General features: G+C 72.0%; 11 protein-coding genes. 5 read left to right on the top strand and 6 right to left on the bottom strand.

Annotated features, from left to right (window positions below; translation table 11 throughout):
- Nucleotides 1-29: 29 nt before the first annotated feature.
- The 5 genes from ACTOWY_RS42720 to ACTOWY_RS42700 form a co-directional block, all read right to left on the bottom strand.
- Nucleotides 30-458: a MarR family winged helix-turn-helix transcriptional regulator gene (locus ACTOWY_RS42720; protein WP_441315298.1), complete on the bottom strand. Its 429-nt coding sequence runs from the start codon at nt 456-458 to the stop codon at nt 30-32.
- 74 nt (nt 459-532) lie between these two features.
- Nucleotides 533-1414 carry an SAM-dependent methyltransferase gene (locus tag ACTOWY_RS42715; RefSeq protein ID WP_441315297.1) on the bottom strand — a complete coding sequence of 294 codons (882 nt, stop codon included), beginning with the start codon at nt 1412-1414 and terminating at the stop codon, nt 533-535.
- A complete protein-coding gene (locus ACTOWY_RS42710; RefSeq protein WP_441315296.1) occupies nt 1411-1836 on the bottom strand; it encodes a cupin in 426 nt (141 codons plus the stop codon). The genes ACTOWY_RS42715 and ACTOWY_RS42710 overlap by 4 nt, the downstream gene beginning before the upstream one ends.
- 95 nt (nt 1837-1931) lie before the next feature.
- Nucleotides 1932-2633, bottom strand: coding sequence for a ubiquinone/menaquinone biosynthesis methyltransferase (locus ACTOWY_RS42705; RefSeq protein WP_441315295.1), 702 nt, complete (start codon nt 2631-2633; stop codon nt 1932-1934).
- Nucleotides 2634-2670: 37 nt separating this feature from the next.
- Entirely contained in the window at nt 2671-4032 is a 1362-nt protein-coding gene (locus ACTOWY_RS42700) for an MFS transporter (RefSeq protein ID WP_441315325.1), read from the bottom strand.
- Between the two features lie 143 nt (nt 4033-4175).
- Between ACTOWY_RS42700 and ACTOWY_RS42695 the strand changes: the two genes are divergently transcribed.
- Complete coding sequence (locus tag ACTOWY_RS42695) at nt 4176-4940, top strand: IclR family transcriptional regulator (protein WP_441315294.1); 765 nt, start codon at nt 4176-4178, stop codon at nt 4938-4940.
- A 1108-nt stretch (nt 4941-6048) separates the two neighbouring features.
- Here ACTOWY_RS42695 and ACTOWY_RS42690 read toward each other — a convergent pair.
- The gene (locus ACTOWY_RS42690; RefSeq protein ID WP_247762362.1) at nt 6049-6396 is read right to left on the bottom strand and encodes a hypothetical protein; all 348 of its coding nucleotides are present in this window, start codon (nt 6394-6396) and stop codon (nt 6049-6051) included.
- A 1097-nt stretch (nt 6397-7493) separates the two neighbouring features.
- Between ACTOWY_RS42690 and ACTOWY_RS42685 the strand changes: the two genes are divergently transcribed.
- The 4 genes from ACTOWY_RS42685 (at nt 7494) to ACTOWY_RS42670 (ending at nt 16329) form a co-directional block, all read left to right on the top strand.
- Nucleotides 7494-9344, top strand: coding sequence for a tetratricopeptide repeat protein (locus tag ACTOWY_RS42685; protein ID WP_441315293.1), 1851 nt, complete (start codon nt 7494-7496; stop codon nt 9342-9344).
- 90 nt (nt 9345-9434) lie between these two features.
- The gene (locus ACTOWY_RS42680; RefSeq protein ID WP_441315292.1) at nt 9435-12242 is read left to right on the top strand and encodes a helix-turn-helix transcriptional regulator; all 2808 of its coding nucleotides are present in this window, start codon (nt 9435-9437) and stop codon (nt 12240-12242) included.
- Between the two features lie 107 nt (nt 12243-12349).
- Nucleotides 12350-13276 carry a hypothetical protein gene (locus ACTOWY_RS42675; protein ID WP_441315291.1) on the top strand — a complete coding sequence of 309 codons (927 nt, stop codon included), beginning with the start codon at nt 12350-12352 and terminating at the stop codon, nt 13274-13276.
- Between the two features lie 671 nt (nt 13277-13947).
- Nucleotides 13948-16329, top strand: coding sequence for a transglycosylase domain-containing protein (locus ACTOWY_RS42670; protein WP_441315290.1), 2382 nt, complete (start codon nt 13948-13950; stop codon nt 16327-16329).
- The last annotated feature ends 214 nt before the right edge of the window (nt 16330-16543 follow it).

Raw genomic sequence — 16543 nt, 5'->3', positions numbered from 1 at the left:
CAGACGGGGCACCGCCGTGTCGGACGGGCCTAGTGCTCGCCGCGGATGTGCGCGGTGAGGCGGGTCAGCAACGCGGTCAGCCGGGCCACCTCGGCGCGTTCGCCGGGCGAGAGTTCCTCGATCGCGGCGGCCAGCCGGTCGGCGCGGCGGCGGCGTTCGGTGTCGAGGAGGTCCCGCCCGGCGGCGGTCAGGTGCAGTGGCACCTTGCGGCCGTCGGTGGCGTGCCTGCCCGGTTCGATGAGTCCGGCGGCCACCAGTTCCTTGACCGCCTTGGCCGCGGACTGGTGCCGGATCTGGCGTCGCCCGGCCAGTTCCGCGGTGGTCAGCGGGCCTTCCCGGTCCAGGTGCCCGAGCAGGGCCAGTTCGCCGGGTGGCATCAGCTGTCCGCCGCGTGCGGTGCGCACCAGGGCGCCGATCGCGGTGCGCAGCTCCTCCGCCAGCTCGCCGCTGTCCGTCATGCTCCGAATCCTAATCAGGAGTACAGCTCGGCTGTGGACTGTTCAGTTGGCCGGATTTCAGTGTCGTCCGCGGTTCAGTGCCGCCCGGAGATCAGGTACGCCCGCAGCGGTTCGGGAATGCTCCGGTCGAACAGGGTGGGGTGCGGGCGGCCGAGTGCGGTGAGCTGGTCCAGGAGGTCGAGGTGCGCGCCGGTCCAGCCGTGCTCGGCCAGCCAGGTCGCCGGGTCCGGGTCGGGGCCGCCGACGGTGTTGCCGACCAGGAGTTCGCACAGCGCGTGGTCCTGCGGGTCGGTGAGCACCGCGTCGGTCATCCGCGGGCGGCGGGACATGTACTCGGTGAGCAGGGTGCTGCCGGCCGCGGTCTGCTCGGTGACGGTGTCCAGGAGCGCGTTGGCGGCCTCGTCTGGGAAGTACATGAGCAGTCCCTCGGCCACCCACACGGTCGGCCAGGCGGGGTTGAACCCGGCCCGGCGCAACGCCCGCGGCCAGTCCTCCCGCAGGTCCACCGGCACCGGAATGCGCGGAGTGGTGGGCAGATGCCCGGCCAGCACGGCGGATTTGAACTCGTGCACCTCGGCGGTGTCGACCTCGTAGACCACGGTCCCGGCGGGCAGCGCGAGCCGGAACGCCCGGGTGTCCAGTCCGGCGCCGAGCAGCACCACCTGCCGCGGCCCGTGGTCCTTGGCGGTGGCGGCCTGGATGGCCCGGTCGTAGAAGACGGTGCGGCCGGCGAGGTAGCCGTTCATGCCGGTCCACAGCTCGGAGGAGCCGTCTTCGGCGGCGGGTCCCAGCCGGGGCAGTCCGGCCAGGGTGGTGTCCCCGGCGACCTCGACGAACCGGGCCGCGAGGGGGTCGGTGAACAGCGCGTCCGGGCGGGCGGTCTCGACCGCGCGGTTGTAGGCGGTCATCAGGCCGGTGAAGCCGACGGCGACGGGCAGCCGGATCTGGGTGCTCACTGGAAATCACATCCCGGGTTGGGTTCGTCGACGGCGAGCGGGGCGCCGTGCGGGAGGACGTAGAGGACTTCCAGGACCAGGGATTCGGTGCCCAGGTTGCGGCCGACGTGCACGTAGCCGGGCCGTTCCGTGATCGTCTGGCCGCGGTGGTAGACGCCGTCACTGGCGCAGTCGGCGGCGAAGTGGCTGAGCACGCCGCCGCGGACCACGCCGTGGAGGGTGCCGAGGTGGCGGTGCCAGCCGGTGCTGCCGCCGGGGTCGATGGTGATCTCGCGTAGCACGTAGTCGGTGTCGCCGACGGTGTGCTGGGCGAGCAGCTTCGCGGTGACCCCGCGGGCGGGGGTGGCGGAGGCGGCTGGGGCGAGCAGCACCGAGCCAAGCAGTGCCAGGGCGGCCAGGATGGCCCGGATCGACAGTCGCATGTGGACGGAAAGCGGTTCCCGCCACGGTTATTCCCGGAACCCGCCGGACTGCCCCGGGGTGTGCCCAGGCGGGCTGGATTCGGTGTCCCCCAGGGCTATTCCGCGGCCGGGGCGGTGCCGACGTGCAGGTGCACCACGCCCCCGGAGAGCGGGCGCCAGGCCACCCGGGTCCAGCCGGCGGCGGTGAGCTGCTCGCCGAGCCGGGGCGGGGTGTGCCAGGCCTGGATGGACTCGGCGAGGTACTGGTATGCCTCGGGGTTGGTGCTGACCCGGCGGGCGATCAGCGGGATGACGTGCCGCAGGTAGGCGGTGAACAGCGCGCCGTTGAGGCGCTGCGGCGGGATGCTGAACTCGCAGACGACCAGGCGTCCGCCGGGCCGGGTGACCGCGAGCATCTCGCGCAGCGCGGCGGTCGGGTCGGCGATGTTGCGCAGCCCGAAGGAGATGGTCACCGCGTCGAACCCGCCCCTGGCGAAGGGCAGGGCCAGGGCGTCGGCGGCGATCCGCGGCATGCCAGGGTGGCGGCGGCCGGCCACGCCGAGCATGCCGAGGGAGAGGTCGCTGGCCACCGCCCGCGCGCCGGTGGCGGCCAGGGCCGCGGTGGAGGTCCCGGTGCCCGCGGCCACATCCAGGACGCGCTTGCCGGGTCCGGCGCCGGCCGCGGCGGCCATCTCCCGGCCCCAGGCGTCCATCCGGCCCCACCACAGGCGGGCGCGGGTGCGGTCGTAGCCGTCGGCGACCTGGTCGAACATGGCCGACACCTGGCTGGTCTGCTTGTCGAGGTTCGCGCGCACCATGGTCACCAGCATGCCAGTGGCCCCGGTGCGTCCCCGTTCACGCCTGCACGGCCTCCGGCCCCGCTCCCGCCTGGGCTCCCGGCGTAGCTTCCCGCGCCGCTTCCGGCTCTCGTCCCGCGCCCGGTCGCGCCCCCTGCCGTCCCGCCTCCGACCGCGCCGGTTCCGACCGTTCGGTCGGCACCCGTCCCGCCTCGCGCCCGGCCACCGCGGCCACCGCCACCGCGGCGAGCAACCCGATCACCGCGAACAGGTAGAAGCCCCACGGATAGGCGATGCCCGCCGCGACCAGCCAGCCCCCCAGCAGCGGTCCGGTGATGCCGCCGATGCGGCCCATGCCGGTGGTCCAGCCCAGCCCGGTGGCGCGGGCGTGCGGCGGGTAGACGTGCTGGGTGTAGGCGTAGATCAGCACCTGCGCGCTGAAGACGAAGCACCCGGCCAGGAAGACCATCACGTACAGCCCGAGGGTGGGCAGCCGCAGACTGAACAGGGCCAGGAACACCGCGGCGCCGAGGAACCAGCCGATCACCGACTTGCGCACGCCGACCCGGTCCGCGACCCGCCCGGCGACGAGCAGCCCGACCACCGCGCCGACGTTGAGGGTGAGCAGCAACCCGAGCGCGTCACCCAATGGATACCCGGCCTGGCGCATGATCTGCGGCAGCCAGGTGTTGAGCCCGTAGACCAGCACCAGCCCGAGGAAGGTGCTGACCCAGAACGCGATGGTGGCCCGCAACAGGCGGCCCTGGAACAGCGTGCGCACCACGGTGCCGGCCGCGGCCGTGCCCGACCCGGCGGCCACCTCGGCGCGGGCGCGCTCGAAGGCCGCGGACTCCGGCAGGTGCCGGATCATCAACGGCACCAGCACCAGCGCGGGCAGCGCCCCGGCGACGAACATGGCCTGCCACCCCAGCTGCGGGATCAACAGCAGTCCCAGCAACGAGGTCAGCACCGCACCCGCGTGGTACCCGGTCATCACCAGCGTGGCCGCGCTGCTGGCGCGTCCCCGCTCCGCACTGGCCTCCGACACCATGCTGATCGCCGTCGGCAGGCACCCGCCGAGTCCCAGCCCGGCCAGGAACCGCAACGCCCCGAAGATCAGCGCCGAGGGCGCGAACGCGCACAACAACGTGCACACGGAGAAGATCGTCACCGACAAGATCAACGTCTTCCGCCGCCCGATGACGTCGGTGACGGTCCCGATGGTCAGCCCGCCGATCATCATCCCGACCAGCCCGATGGTCGACACCGCCGCGCCGGTGGCCGCGGTCAGCCCCCACACCCCGTCGGCGAGCAGCACGGGTAACACCACACCCAGGACCACGAGGTCGAATCCGTCCAGCAGGACCGCGGTCCAGCAGAGTGGCTGCACCCAACTGCGGCGCGGGTTTCTGGTCTGCATCACGCGGGCTCCTTCGCCGGCCGTCCAAGGTCCGGCAAGCCTAGGAACGTGACCCGAACCACTACCACGCTACCCTTCCACTGAGCGGAAAACCCCAGCCCACCCCCACCCCTTTTTCTCTAGCACACCCCCAGGAGTCCACAATGGACACTCCCCCGCCCCGCTCAGTGACCCTCCGCGCCCTCACCCTCCTGGCCACCTTCACCCCCACCCACCCCCGCCAAACCCTCTCCGAACTCTCCCGCCGCTCCACCCTCCCCCTGGCCACCGTGCACCGACTCCTGGGTGACCTCACCACCTGGGGCGCGGTCACCCGAGACCCCGACGGCGCCTACCGGATAGGCCTGCGCCTGTGGGAACTCGGCATGCTCACCCCCGCCGCCAGCCGGCTACGAGAAGTAGCCCTCCCCTTCATGCAGGACCTGTACGAATCCACCCGGGAGAACATCCACCTGGCAGTAAGGGTCGGCCACGAAGCCCTGTACGTGGACCGCCTCAGCGGCCACAGATCAGTCCCCATCATCTCCCGAGCAGGCAGCCGCCTCCCCCTGCACGCCACCGGAGTAGGCAAGGTCCTCCTAGCCCACCAGGACGCCGAATTCGTCCGCCACTTCTGCGCCACCAACCCACCCCGCTGCACCCAGTACACGATCGTGGAGCCCGGCCGCCTGTCCCGGGAACTGAAGGAGGTGCGGCGGAGGGGGTTCGCGCTGACCGCGGAGGAGATGACGCTGGGGACGTGCTCGGTAGCGGTGCCCGTGCGGGATGCCGACGGGGCGGTGATCGCGGCACTGGGGATGGTGCTGCACACGGTGCGGGCTGATCTGGCGAAACAGGCGCCGGGATTGCAGGCGGCGGCGGTGGGGATCGAGCGGCGGTTGGGGGCCGGGGAGGAGGAGTGGCCGTAGGAGCGGCGACCGTAGAATGGGGTGGCAGCGAAGGTTGCCGCCGACTCGGAGCGGGTGCTCGGTGGAGCTGGGGTGGGTGCCGTCTGGAGGTGCCGCCTCACCCGAATGAGCCCAAGATCCAGACGGGAAAGCAACCTTTTTGGCTCGAAAAGCGTTCCGCAGAGGAAGCGGTGGCGGGGGCGGGCCAGACGTGGCGCACGGGCGGGCCGAACGTAGCGGCGCGGACGGTGACGGGCCGGACGGTGGCGGGGCGGGCGCGGCGGGGCGAACGTGGCGGGCGGGCGTGTTGGCTTGCGTCGAGACCCGGCAGGGAGGCGCGAGGCGTCGGCAGATGCCATCCGAGCGCCTGGGCCCGACGGGCAGCGCCGCAGTCGGACAGGTCGAATGCGCGGCTTCGCCAGGCGGCGTCCCCGGCGGCGCTACCCCGCCAGACGCGCCGCGGAGCCGCCCAGGGTGACCTACGCGCGAGCCTGGGCGGCTTGGGCGAGCGGCTTGGGCGAGCGGCTTGGGCGGGCGGGATGGGCGAGCGGGATGGGCGAGCGGGATGGGCGAGCGGGATGGGCTAGGCAAGGTGGGTTGGGATGGCCTGCGGCGCTCAAGGATGGTCGGGCGGCCCAGGGTGACCGGCGCGGCTCGGGTGACCAGCGCAGCTGGAGGTCCACGAGGGCTGGGGTGAGCGGGCCTGACCGGGGAACGGGATAGCCCGGGGCCTGAAGCAGGGAGCGGGGCCGCGGCGGTGGTCAGGAAGCCGGCGGCCGCGGATCACCGCGAACCGCTGCGGCTGCAACCAGGAAAAGTGTCCTTTGTGGACAGTGAAATCCAGGCGAAGAAATCCAGGCGAAGCGGGGCTCGGCCGATGCCGGGGGTTCCGGCATCAGCCAACGCCGCACGGTGTGTGTCGAGGCCGGCAACCGGCAAGTGGCGAGTGGCCTCGAACGGGTGAAACCGAGGTGCTTGATGTGCTGGTGACCCGATCGGGGTAGTTCTGCGCCCCCGGGTCGCGGTCTGGTGCTGGTCTGGTGACCTTGGCGCGACCGCTACCGGCCTCGGCGGTGCTCTGCCGTCGAGGGGGAAGTGCCCGACCCGCCAACGGGTCAGGGATGGTGGATCAGGACCTCACCGAGTTGGCGTCGGCCTCAGCGCGCAGGACTTCGTCCAGGCGCTCAAGGAACAGCTCGAAGCTGATCTCCGGCGGGAGGATGTCGTCCTCGCCGGTCAGCTCTACCTGCGGAAACTCGTCGACGGGCAGATCGACGCGGTCATCGACCGGCTGCGCTGGCTCGCGATCGAGCGCGAACAGATCCTGCTGCCCTTTGATGGTGTTGGACGGTTCGGTGACCGTGGCCTGACTCCCGTTCGCACTTGCCGGGCCGTGCGCGATGCGTGGCATCGCGGCCCGCCAAGTGACCTTCGAACTGGTGATACGGCTTCGCCGAACCGGGTGCGGCGTGAACACGAACGTCTCCGTTCTGGCCAGTTGAGAAGTACCCCCACAGAGAGGGTAACGAATCGGAGAAGAATACTGCTAATAGGACTCGGTCACTCGACTTCCGGCGAGTTGCCGCGGACCGCTGTCAACGGCCACACCCGGCATGATCAGCTACTTTCGCCGTCGCCGGAGCAGCGGTGTTGCCGTTGGCGCGCAGACGCTGGCGGCTTCGCGACATCGTGCTGAGGCGTTCGTCACCGTCAATTACGGACCGCCGCCGGCGCGGAAAAGGCGGCACCGTGAAGCACCCGTTCGGACCAACGGGTTGTGCGTTCTCCGGACACCCGGGCTAGGCAGCGAGCACGCCGGCACCGGCAGGGCGGGAGCGCCGACCACGGGACTGGGCGCGGACGTCCGGGCCACCGGAGATCGAGACCGCGGGCGGAGGCTAGGACAGACCGGAGCGAGGGCGAGGCCGGGCGGAGCGAGGACGGGGCAGGGCGGAGGCGAAGGGCGAGGCGGGGGCGGAGAGCGGCCGGGGCGTCAGTCGGAGTGCCAGCGTCCGGAGGCCAGGTGGCCGATCGCGGTGGCCTCGCGGTCGAAAGGGAACGCAGCGCGGGCCTCGGCGGCGGTCCGGGGGTCGTTGACCGGATGTGCGACCTGACCCGTGTTCGTGGTGGATCTCGGCGGGCGGGCTGGATCCCTTGTGCGGAAACAATTCCGGGCCGGAGTGGCGGCGGCGCGGCGGATTCCTGCTGGGGCCGCTGTGGACAACTCGCGCAGCGCCGGGGCGATGTCGGGCGCGCGAGCGTTGTCGTGGGCGGCACTGGGACGACGGTGGCTGGCGATTGCTGACACAGAGTCTGGATTGTGTGGTTTTGTGCCACACACTCTTGGTGATCGTGAGTGTGCGCGTCGCACATCAACTCGTGTTGACAGACCCATTAGCGTGACTGCCATCACTCGTTCGCGAGCGATGGTTGTACAGGTAAATCGCCTGGTAGCAGGGGGCAGGACACGTGAATTGGAATGCGCTCTCCGGTGGGACGCCGGGTGGGGCGGCGCCGGCGGATCGGGTCCGGGGCGACGGGGATTTCCGGCGCCAGGTCACGGGGTCGACGGGCGTGCCGCGGTGGCCGAAGCGGTATGGCGACGTGCCGTTGCCTGCGGACTGTTTCCAGCCTCGCGTCGAGGGGTCGCGACTGGCGGAACTGCTCGCGGACGGGCACTCGGTGGTGCTTGCCGGGCCGGGTGGGGCGGGCAAGACCCAGCTCGCCGCGGACCACGTGCGCCGGGTCTCTGGAGATCTGGACCTGCTGGTGTGGGTCAGTGCGACCTCACGGGAGGCGGTGGTCGCGGCGTTCGCGGCTGTCTATGCCGGCTTGACGGGGTTCGGCGGCGGTGCGGACGTTGCGGCGCAACGGTTTCTGAGCTGGCTGGCGAACGCGCCGCAGCGTCGGCTGGTGATCCTGGACGATGTGCGCTCGCTCGCCGACCTCGCCGGGCTGTGGCCGCCGGGGCCGGTGCTGGCGACCACCCGGGAGCGGGACGCGGCGGCGCTGGGCGAGCGGCGGGTGCTGGAGGTCGGGAGGTTCGGCGTCGAGGAGGCCGGTGCTTACCTGGCGGCGCGGTTCGGGGCGGACCCGTGCCTACTAACCGGGACGGCGGGGCTGGCCGAGGATCTCGGGCGGTGGCCGTTGGCGTTGGCGCTGGCCGGCGCGATCGGGCTTGAGCGGGAGCCGGGCCGGGCGGCGCGGGAGCTGATCCGCGGGCGGCACCGGGAACCGTCGCCGGAGCGCGGCGAACTGCCGGACGCGTCCGCCGCTGTGGGTATGACCTGGGCTTTCTCGGTTGAGTGGGCCGATCGGCTGGAGCCGCTGGGGCTGGCTCGGCCGCTGCTGGCGCTGGTGAGCCTGCTCGAACCGAACGGGGTGCCCGAGCAGTTGATCACCGGTCCGGTGGTGCTGGGCTGGCTTGGTGCGGTCACCGGGCAGGCGGTGGACGCCGATCAGGTGCGGGCGGCGGTGCGCGGACTGCACCGGCTGAGCCTGCTGGCCCAGGATCCGGGGTCGCCGGATCGGGTGATCCGGGTGTCCGGGCTGGTGCAGCGGGTCGTGCGGGAGGACCTGGGCGAGCGGCTGGGTGCGGTGGCGAAGGTGGCGGCGGACGCGCTCTACGACCTCTGGCCCGCGGCGGAGCAGGACGGACCGCTGGTCCGGGCGTTGCGGGCGAACACCGCGGCGTTGCGGCGGCACCTCGACGGTCAGGGGTGGGTGGCCGGGCATCCGCTGCTGTTCCGGGCGGGGAACAGCCTGGGCGAGAGTGGGCAGGCCGCGGCGGCGGTGCGTTACTTCGCTGATTTATGCGCACTTACCGAACGGTCGGTAGGCGCGCGAAATCCGGGCACGTTGACCGCGCGGCACGATCGGGCGTACTGGTGCGGGGAGGCCGGGGAGGTCGCGACCGCGGTGCGCGAGCTGGAACGGGTGTGCGCCGATCAGACCGGGGTGCTGGGGCCGCGGCATCCGCACACGCTGACCACCCGGCACAACCTGGCCCGCTGGCGGGGACAGGCCGGGCGGCACGCGCGGATCGTCGCCGAGCTGGCCGCGGTGCTCGACGATCAGCTCGCCGTGCTCGGCCCCCGGCATCCGCACACCCTGACCACCCGGCACGACCTGGCCCGCTGGCGGGGTGCGACCGGTGACGCGGCCACCGCGGTGACCGAGCTGGAACAACTGTTGCGGGACCAGATCTTCGCGCTGGGGCCCTGGCACCCGAACACCTTGACCACCCGGCACAACCTGGCGCGCTGGCGCGGCCACGCGGGTGACGCCGAAGCGGCGGTGACCGAACTGGCCAGGGTGCTCGACGACCAGGTGCGGGAACTCGGGCCGTGGCACCCGAACATCCTGATCACCTGTCACAACCTGGTGCACTGGCGGATGGTCCTGGACGGCGCCGCGACACCCTGATCCGCCAAGCGGGTCACGATCAATCGCCCAGGTTGATCTCCTGGGGGTATCAGCGGCTTCACCGGGGGTTTTCGCGGTTACGATCCGGCCGTGCGCGTGCCTGACTCCGGAGTCCTCGAACGCGAGCCGGAGCTTTCCCGGATCCAGGCCGCGCTGGAATCGGCCGCCCGCGGCGAGGGCCGGGTGGTGGTCATCGAGGGCCGCGCCGGGATCGGCAAGACCCGGCTCGTCCAGGCCACCAGGGAGCTGGCCAAGGCCCGCGGCTTCGGCCGGTTGCAGGCCGTCGGCGACGCCCTGGAAAGCGCCATGGCCTGGGGTGTCGTCCGGCAGATGGTCGAGCGGTCGGTCTCCCGCTACACCGGCGAGATCCGGGCCGCGCTGCTGGCCGGGCCCTCCGGCGACGCCCTGCGCGCGCTGGACGCCGCCGCGACCGACCCGAGCGAGGCCGAACTGGCCCGCACCCTGCACTCGCTGTGGTGGGTGGCGGTGGACCTGTCCGCGACCCGGCCGCTGCTGATCACCGTGGACGACGCGCACTGGGCCGACCTGTCCTCGGCGCAGTTCCTGGTCTACCTGTCCCGGCGGATCGCGGACCTGCCGATCGCGCTGGTCGTGGCCACCCGCCCGCCCGCGGAGAACACCGGGCCGCTGGCCCAGCTCAGTGTGTCCCGGCAGGCCGAACGGGTGCTGCCCCGGCCGTTGAGCGTGGCCGCGCTGACCGACCTACTGACCGTTCGGTCGGCGCCCGCGCCCGCCGTGGTGGCGGCGGTGCACGCGGCCAGCGGCGGCAACCCGTTCCTGGCCAGGGTGCTGGTCGACGAACTGGACGCGCTGGGGCTGCCACTGGATGCCCCGGGCACCGCGGCGCGGGTCGGGACGCTCGGGCCGAGCACGGTGTTCCGGGTCGCGCTGGGCCGGTTGCCCGCGGACGCGGTGCGGCTGGCGGGAGCCGCGGCGGTGCTGGGCGTGGGCAGCGATCCGTGGCAGGCGGGCGCGATCACCGGGCTCGACCCGGCCGCGCTGACCGCTGCCGCCGAAGCCCTGGCAGCGGCGAATGTGCTGGTCAGCGACGGGGATCAGCTGGTTTTTGTGCATCCGGTGGTGCGCGAGGCGGTGCTGGCCGATCTGGGACCGGTGGCGCGGACGGCGTTGCACGCGCGGGCCGCGGTGGAACTGGCCGCGGCGAACGCGCCTGCCGACCGGGTCGCCGCGCACCTCGCGCAAGCCCCGCGCGGCACCCTGCCCGAGGCGGCGGCGGTACTGCGCAAGGCAGCCGTGGCGTTGCTGGCCGCTGGAGACGCGCGGACCGCGACCGCGCACCTGACCAGGGCCGTTGACGAGGATCCAGACGATCCGGCGTTGCGGGCCGAGCTGGGTCGGGCGTTGCTGCGCACCGGCGAGGCCGCGCGAGCCAGGGACGAACTGCGCGCCGCAGCCGTCGGGCTGCCGGATGCCGAACTGGTCGCGGCGGCGGCCTCGGCGACCGCGGTGGTCGACGGGCCGGGTGTGGCCATCGCCGAACTGGAGGCCGCGATCCGGGCCCGGCCCGCTGGGGACCGGGACGTGGGGCGGCTGCACCTGGAAGCGCGGCTGGCGGTGATCCGCTCGTTCCTGCCGGAGGAACGACGCCGGTCCTCCGAACACCTGCGCGGGTACGCGAGCCTGCCCGGCGGCACCCCCGACGAGCGGACGTTGCTGGGACTGCTGGCGCAGATGGGGCGGTACGAGGTCGCGCCGGCCGCCGAGGTCGCCGCCACCGCGAGCCGGGCGCTGGCCAACGGCGCCTACTTCGACGACGCCACCGGGTCCACCGAGGCCATGGTCGCCTGGGTGGTCGCGCTGCTCGCGCTGATCTCCGCGGACGGCACCGAACCGGCGCGCCGGGAGATCGACCGGGCGCGGCTGCGGGTGCGCGCGCACGGGTCGCCGGTGGAGTTCGCCATGGTCGCCAACGCGGCGCTGTTCCTGAACTGGCGGCTCGGCGAGGTCACCGCGATGGAGGCCGAGTCCGAGGGCGCGCTAGCCGCGATCACCTGCGAGGACCCCGTCCCGCACGTGATCGCCTTGCGCGCCACCGGCACCCACTTCAGCGCCTACGCCGCCCTGGAACGCGGCGACCTGGCCGCCGCGACCGCCGCGTTGGACCGTTTCGAGGCCGAACACCCCGACCGGCCGCGGCTGATGCCCACCATCTGGCTGCACGAACCCAGGGCGCTGATCGCGCTCGGGCATGGCGATCCGCGGCAGGCACGGGCCCAGGCGTTGCGGCAGCGGGACCTGATGCTGGCGGCGGGCCTGGACCCGCCGACCATTCCGTGGCGGGCGCCCGCGGTGCGCGCGGCGATGCTGCTCGGTAACACCGGCGAGGCCCTGGAACTGGCCGCGGAACAGCTGGTCATCGCGCGAGGCTGGGGCGCCTCGACCGAGGTGGGGGCGGCGCTGCGGCTGCTCGCGCACGCCGACCCTGACCGGCGGCTGGACCTGCTGACCGAGTCGATCGCGATGCTGGAAACCGGTCCGGCGCGGCTGGAACTGGCCCGCTCGCTGGTCGACCTGGGCGAGGCGCTGCGGGTGGCGCGGCGGCGGGGCGACGCGCGGGAGGTGCTGCACCGGGGCATCGACCTGGCCGCGGACTGCGGGTCCGCGGCCCTGCGGCAACGCGCGGTCGAGGCCCTGGAAGCGCTGGGCGACCGGCCGCGGCGGCCGATGTTCGCCGGTCCCGGAGCGCTGACCGCCAGCGAACGCCGGGTCGCCGGCCTGGCCGCGGCCGGGCGGGCCAACCGGGAGATCGCCCAGGAGCTGTTCGTGACCCCCAAGACGGTGGAGAACCACCTCGGCCGGATCTACACCAAACTCGGCATCGCCGGCCGCCGCGACCTGGCCCAGGCGCTCGTGTAGGGGGTCCGCGCCGATATGAGGGATCGCCCCTCATGCCCTTGGGGGTCCCGGAGAACAGGCTCTACCTAACACGCCGCGAGGGGCGGCGCAGACCGAAGGTAGGAGCCATGATCCGCAAGGCCAGCACCCTGATTCTCGCCGCCGCCGCGACCGCCGCCACCGTGGCCGCGCTCCCGGGAACCGCCGCCGCGGACATCGCGCCGCCCCCCGTGTGCGTCCGCTCCACCGACGTCCAAGGCGCCGACTTCGACGTCAAGCAGTGCGGCGTCAGCGACGTCGACCAGTTCCGGGCCGGTCTGGAGAACGACGGCAACGCCTACTGCGGCCCCGCCTCGCTGTACAACGTGCTGCACTACTGGGCCAACGAGAAGAACGCCCCCGTCGGCTGGCAGACCACCGACCTGCGCAACCTCAACCCCAAGGACCAGGCCGACTACAACGTCATCACCAACTCCATCTGGCGCATCGGCGTCGACGCCAAGTACGACGGCGGCACCAGCATGGGCAACCTGCGCAACGCCTTCACCATCGCCACCAAGAAGGCCAGGGACGCCGGCTGGACCACCACCAACGGCAACATCAGCTCGCACACCGCCGCCGACTTCTCCGGCGACCTGGCCAAGAAGCTCAACGAAGGCCCCGTGCAGATGGTCTACGGCCGCTACAAGACCGGCCCGCAGACCGGAAGCCTGGAGCGCAACGGCGGGCACATCGTGACCGTGGTCGCGGCCAAGGGCTCCTTCGGCGGGAACACCGTGCAGCTGAAGCTGGCGGACCCGGGGCGCGCGTGGGACCACGGAGACGGGGACTACCTGAAGAACCAGTCGTCGTACGAGTCGCTGGATGTGACGCTGTCCCGCCGGGTGATCAACGAGTACGTGCCGGTGGACGACGACCCGGAGACCGCGCAGGACGAGAGCCTGAAGCCGGGGACCTACCGGACGGTGAACCGGTGGGAGCTGACCGGGCCGCGGTACGTGGGGACCACTCGGCAGATGGTGGAGACGTTCAACTGGTTCGGGATGGCTCCCTGATCTCGGCCGGCTCGCCGGCTCGCCGGCTGGTTCCGGCTGGCTTCCTGGTCAGGCTGAATGGGCTGGTTTCGGGCTGGCTTCCGGATCGGGCTGGCCGGGCTGATTTCGGATTGCTCACTGATCGGGTGAATATCGGGGCCGGTTGGAGGGACGGCGGGCCGGTTCTATGAGGTGAGCTGAGTGGGTTGTGACTGAGGGCCCCGCCTGGTGGCGGGGCCTTTGGTATGTTCGGAGCGGGTTGAGGTGGCGGCTCGGGTGGAGCGGCTTGGGCGGGTCGGATGGACCTGATCGAGGTCAAGATCCAGACGGGGAAGCAACCTTTTCGGCTTGAAAAGCGTTCCGCAGAGGAAGCGGTGGCGGGGGCGGGCGGGCGCGGGCCAGGAATGGGGCCGGGACCCGGCGGGGCGGCGCTCCGGGCTCGGGAGGCATCGAGTGTGGGGACGCCGAGCGCGGAGGAAGCCTCGCGGCTGGGGCTGAGCGGCTCGCGGCTGGGGCTGAGTGGGGAGCCTGGGGTGGCGCGCGGGTTCGCGGGCCGGGCGGAGTTCGCGTGGGACACGCGGGGGCCGACACGCGGCCGGCGACACGCCACCTGATCGAGTTGGTTGCCTGGGCATGCCCTGGGCTACCACCATGGGAGGTACCTGGGCACTCCGAACGGCGGGCTGGTCGCGATGACGGGATCCACGGGCACACCGTTCGACACGCTGCTGGACGAGGCTGAGCCGGTGGCTCCTCGGGGGCGGCGGGTGGTGGTCGGGGTGCTGAAGCTGGTGGGGTTGTGCGCGTTGGGCGGGATGCTGGCGGCGGGGGTGTTGTTTCCGCTGGCTGGGGGTGCGGGCACGGTCGCGGTGCTGGCCAGTGACGATGTCGACCGGACCGCGGCGGCGTTGATCGCGGATGAGGCGCCGCAGATGACCGCGTTGCTGGACAGCGAGGGGCGGCCGTTCGCGCACGTCTACGACCAGTACCGGGTGCCGGTGCCGGCCGCGGAGATCTCGGACTCGGTGAAGTCGGCGCTGGTGGCGATCGAGGACCATCGCTTCTACGACCACCAGGGCGTGGATCCGGTGGCGTTGGGGCGGGCGGCGCTGGCCAACGCGGTGTCCGGGCGGATTTCGCAGGGTGGGTCGACGTTGACCCAGCAGTACGTGAAGAACCACCTCACGCACATCTCGGCCGAGACCGCGGTGGAGCGGACCCGCGCGCAGGAGCAGTCGATGGCGCGGAAGGTGCGCGAGTTGCGGATCGCGTTGCAGCTCGAGCACACCCTGAGCAAGGACGAGATCCTGGCCCGTTACCTCAACACCGTGCCGTTCGGGCAGGGCGCCTTCGGCATCCAGGCCGCGGCGCGGGCGTACTTCGACACCACCCAGGACAAGTTGACCGTCGCCCAGGCCGCGTTGCTGGCCGGGATCGTGAACGAGCCGAGTGCGTTGAATCCGTACCGGCATCCGGAGCGGGCTTTGGTGCGGCGCAACGTGGTTCTCGATGAAATGGTCCGCCAGGGCCGGTTGCCCGCCGCGGTCGGCGCGGCGGAGAAGAAGACCAACTTGGACATCGTGCCCACGCCCGCGCGGCCGGCCAACGGCTGTGTCGGCACCGGCGACGCGGGCTACTTCTGCGACTACGCCTTGAAATACCTGGAAAACTCCGGCTTCCAGCGGGACGATCTGCGTCGCGGCGGTTACACCATCAAGACCACCCTGGACCGGGACGCGCTGACCAAGGCCAAGGCCGCGGTGGACGATGAAGTGCCGCCGCAGACCCGGAATGTGGCCAACGCGATGGCGATCGTCCAGCCCGGCAAGGACAAACACCGCGTCATCGCGCTGACCGCCAATCGCACCTACGGTCTCAACCGCGACGCCAGGGAAACCACCCTCGGTCTGCCCTACGCGCCGCAGAACCACGGCGCGGGCTCCATCTACAAGATGTTCACCGCCGCCGCGCTGCTCGAACAGGGCGGCACGATCACCGAATCGGTGCCGGTGCCCGACTCCTACGTCTCCCCCGTCTTCCTCGGCGGCGCGGCCAGTTGCCCGCCCGGCGCGCTGGGGCTGCGCAAGTACTGCGTGCAGAACGCGGGTGAGTATCCGGCCCGGATGAGTCTGCAGGACGCGCTGGCGAAATCGCCGAACACCACCTTCGTGCACCTGCTGGAGCGGGTCGGGGTCAAGGCCGCGGTGGACATGGCGCAGCGGCTCGGCCTGCGGACGCTGGGCACCATGATCGCCGCGGAGGATCGCAAGAAACGACCGATCGGTAGGTTCTTCGCCGAGCAGAACTTCGGTTCCTTCACCCTCGGCCCGACGCCGACCAGCACCCTGGAACTGGCCAACGTCGGCGCGACCCTGGCCAGTGAGGGCAAGTGGTGCCCGCCGAGTCCGATCGAGACCGTGCTGGACCGCCGCGGCAACCCGGTCCCGGTGCGCGATCAGGCGTGTGAGCAGGTGGTGCAGCCGGGGCTGGCCAACGCGATGACCGTGGCGCTGAGCAAGGACACCCTGGGCGGCACGGCGACCACCGCGGCGCGCGGGGTGAAGTGGGACCGGCCGATGGCCGGCAAGACCGGCACCACTCAGGAGCACAAATCGGCCGGTTTCCTCGGGTTCACCCCGCAGTTGTCGGCCGCGGTGTTCACCTTCGACGACACGCCCGCGCCGCAGACACTGTGCGATTCGGGGGTGAACCAGCCGCCGCGGCCCTGCTCGTCCGGGCGCTACATCTACGGCGGGAAGTACTCGGCGCGCACCTGGTTCCGCGCGATGAACGGGGACAACGGGCACGGCGGGATCATGAGCGGGATGCCGGTGGCCGGGCTGCCGGAGGTGGAGCGGCGGTACCTGCACAGCGACCGGCCGCGGCCGGTGGACCTTTCCGATATCGGGGATCGCAGGCCGCAGCCGTCGAAGACGCGGACGGTGAGCGCCACGCCGCCGCCGACCACCAGTGCCGGCGGCGGGCCGGTGACCACGACGCCGAGCAGACCGCCGGTCACGACCCGGCCGACCACGCCGCCACCGACCAGGACCAAGCCGACCGGCATCGGCTGACCCGCCGCCCCGCGCGTTCCTCTACCGACCGGTCGGTAGAGGAACGCGCGGCAGCCGGGTTGCCGGGCGACCGCGCGGGTGGCCGGGTAGCGGCAATGCCGCGTAGTTAGGGTTTGGGGTCTGTTGTCAAGCCTGCTGCTGTCAGCACGATCACGGTGATCTCTGCTCGATGGTTGGTGCGGTCGATGTCGCCTTTCGCGCGGTGTTTGGAGAT

Origin of the sequence: Crossiella sp. CA198, assembly GCF_052078295.1 — a bacterium.
Taxonomy (GTDB): Bacteria; Actinomycetota; Actinomycetes; order Mycobacteriales; family Pseudonocardiaceae; genus Crossiella.
This window is presented reverse-complemented; position numbering and strand designations above follow the sequence as displayed.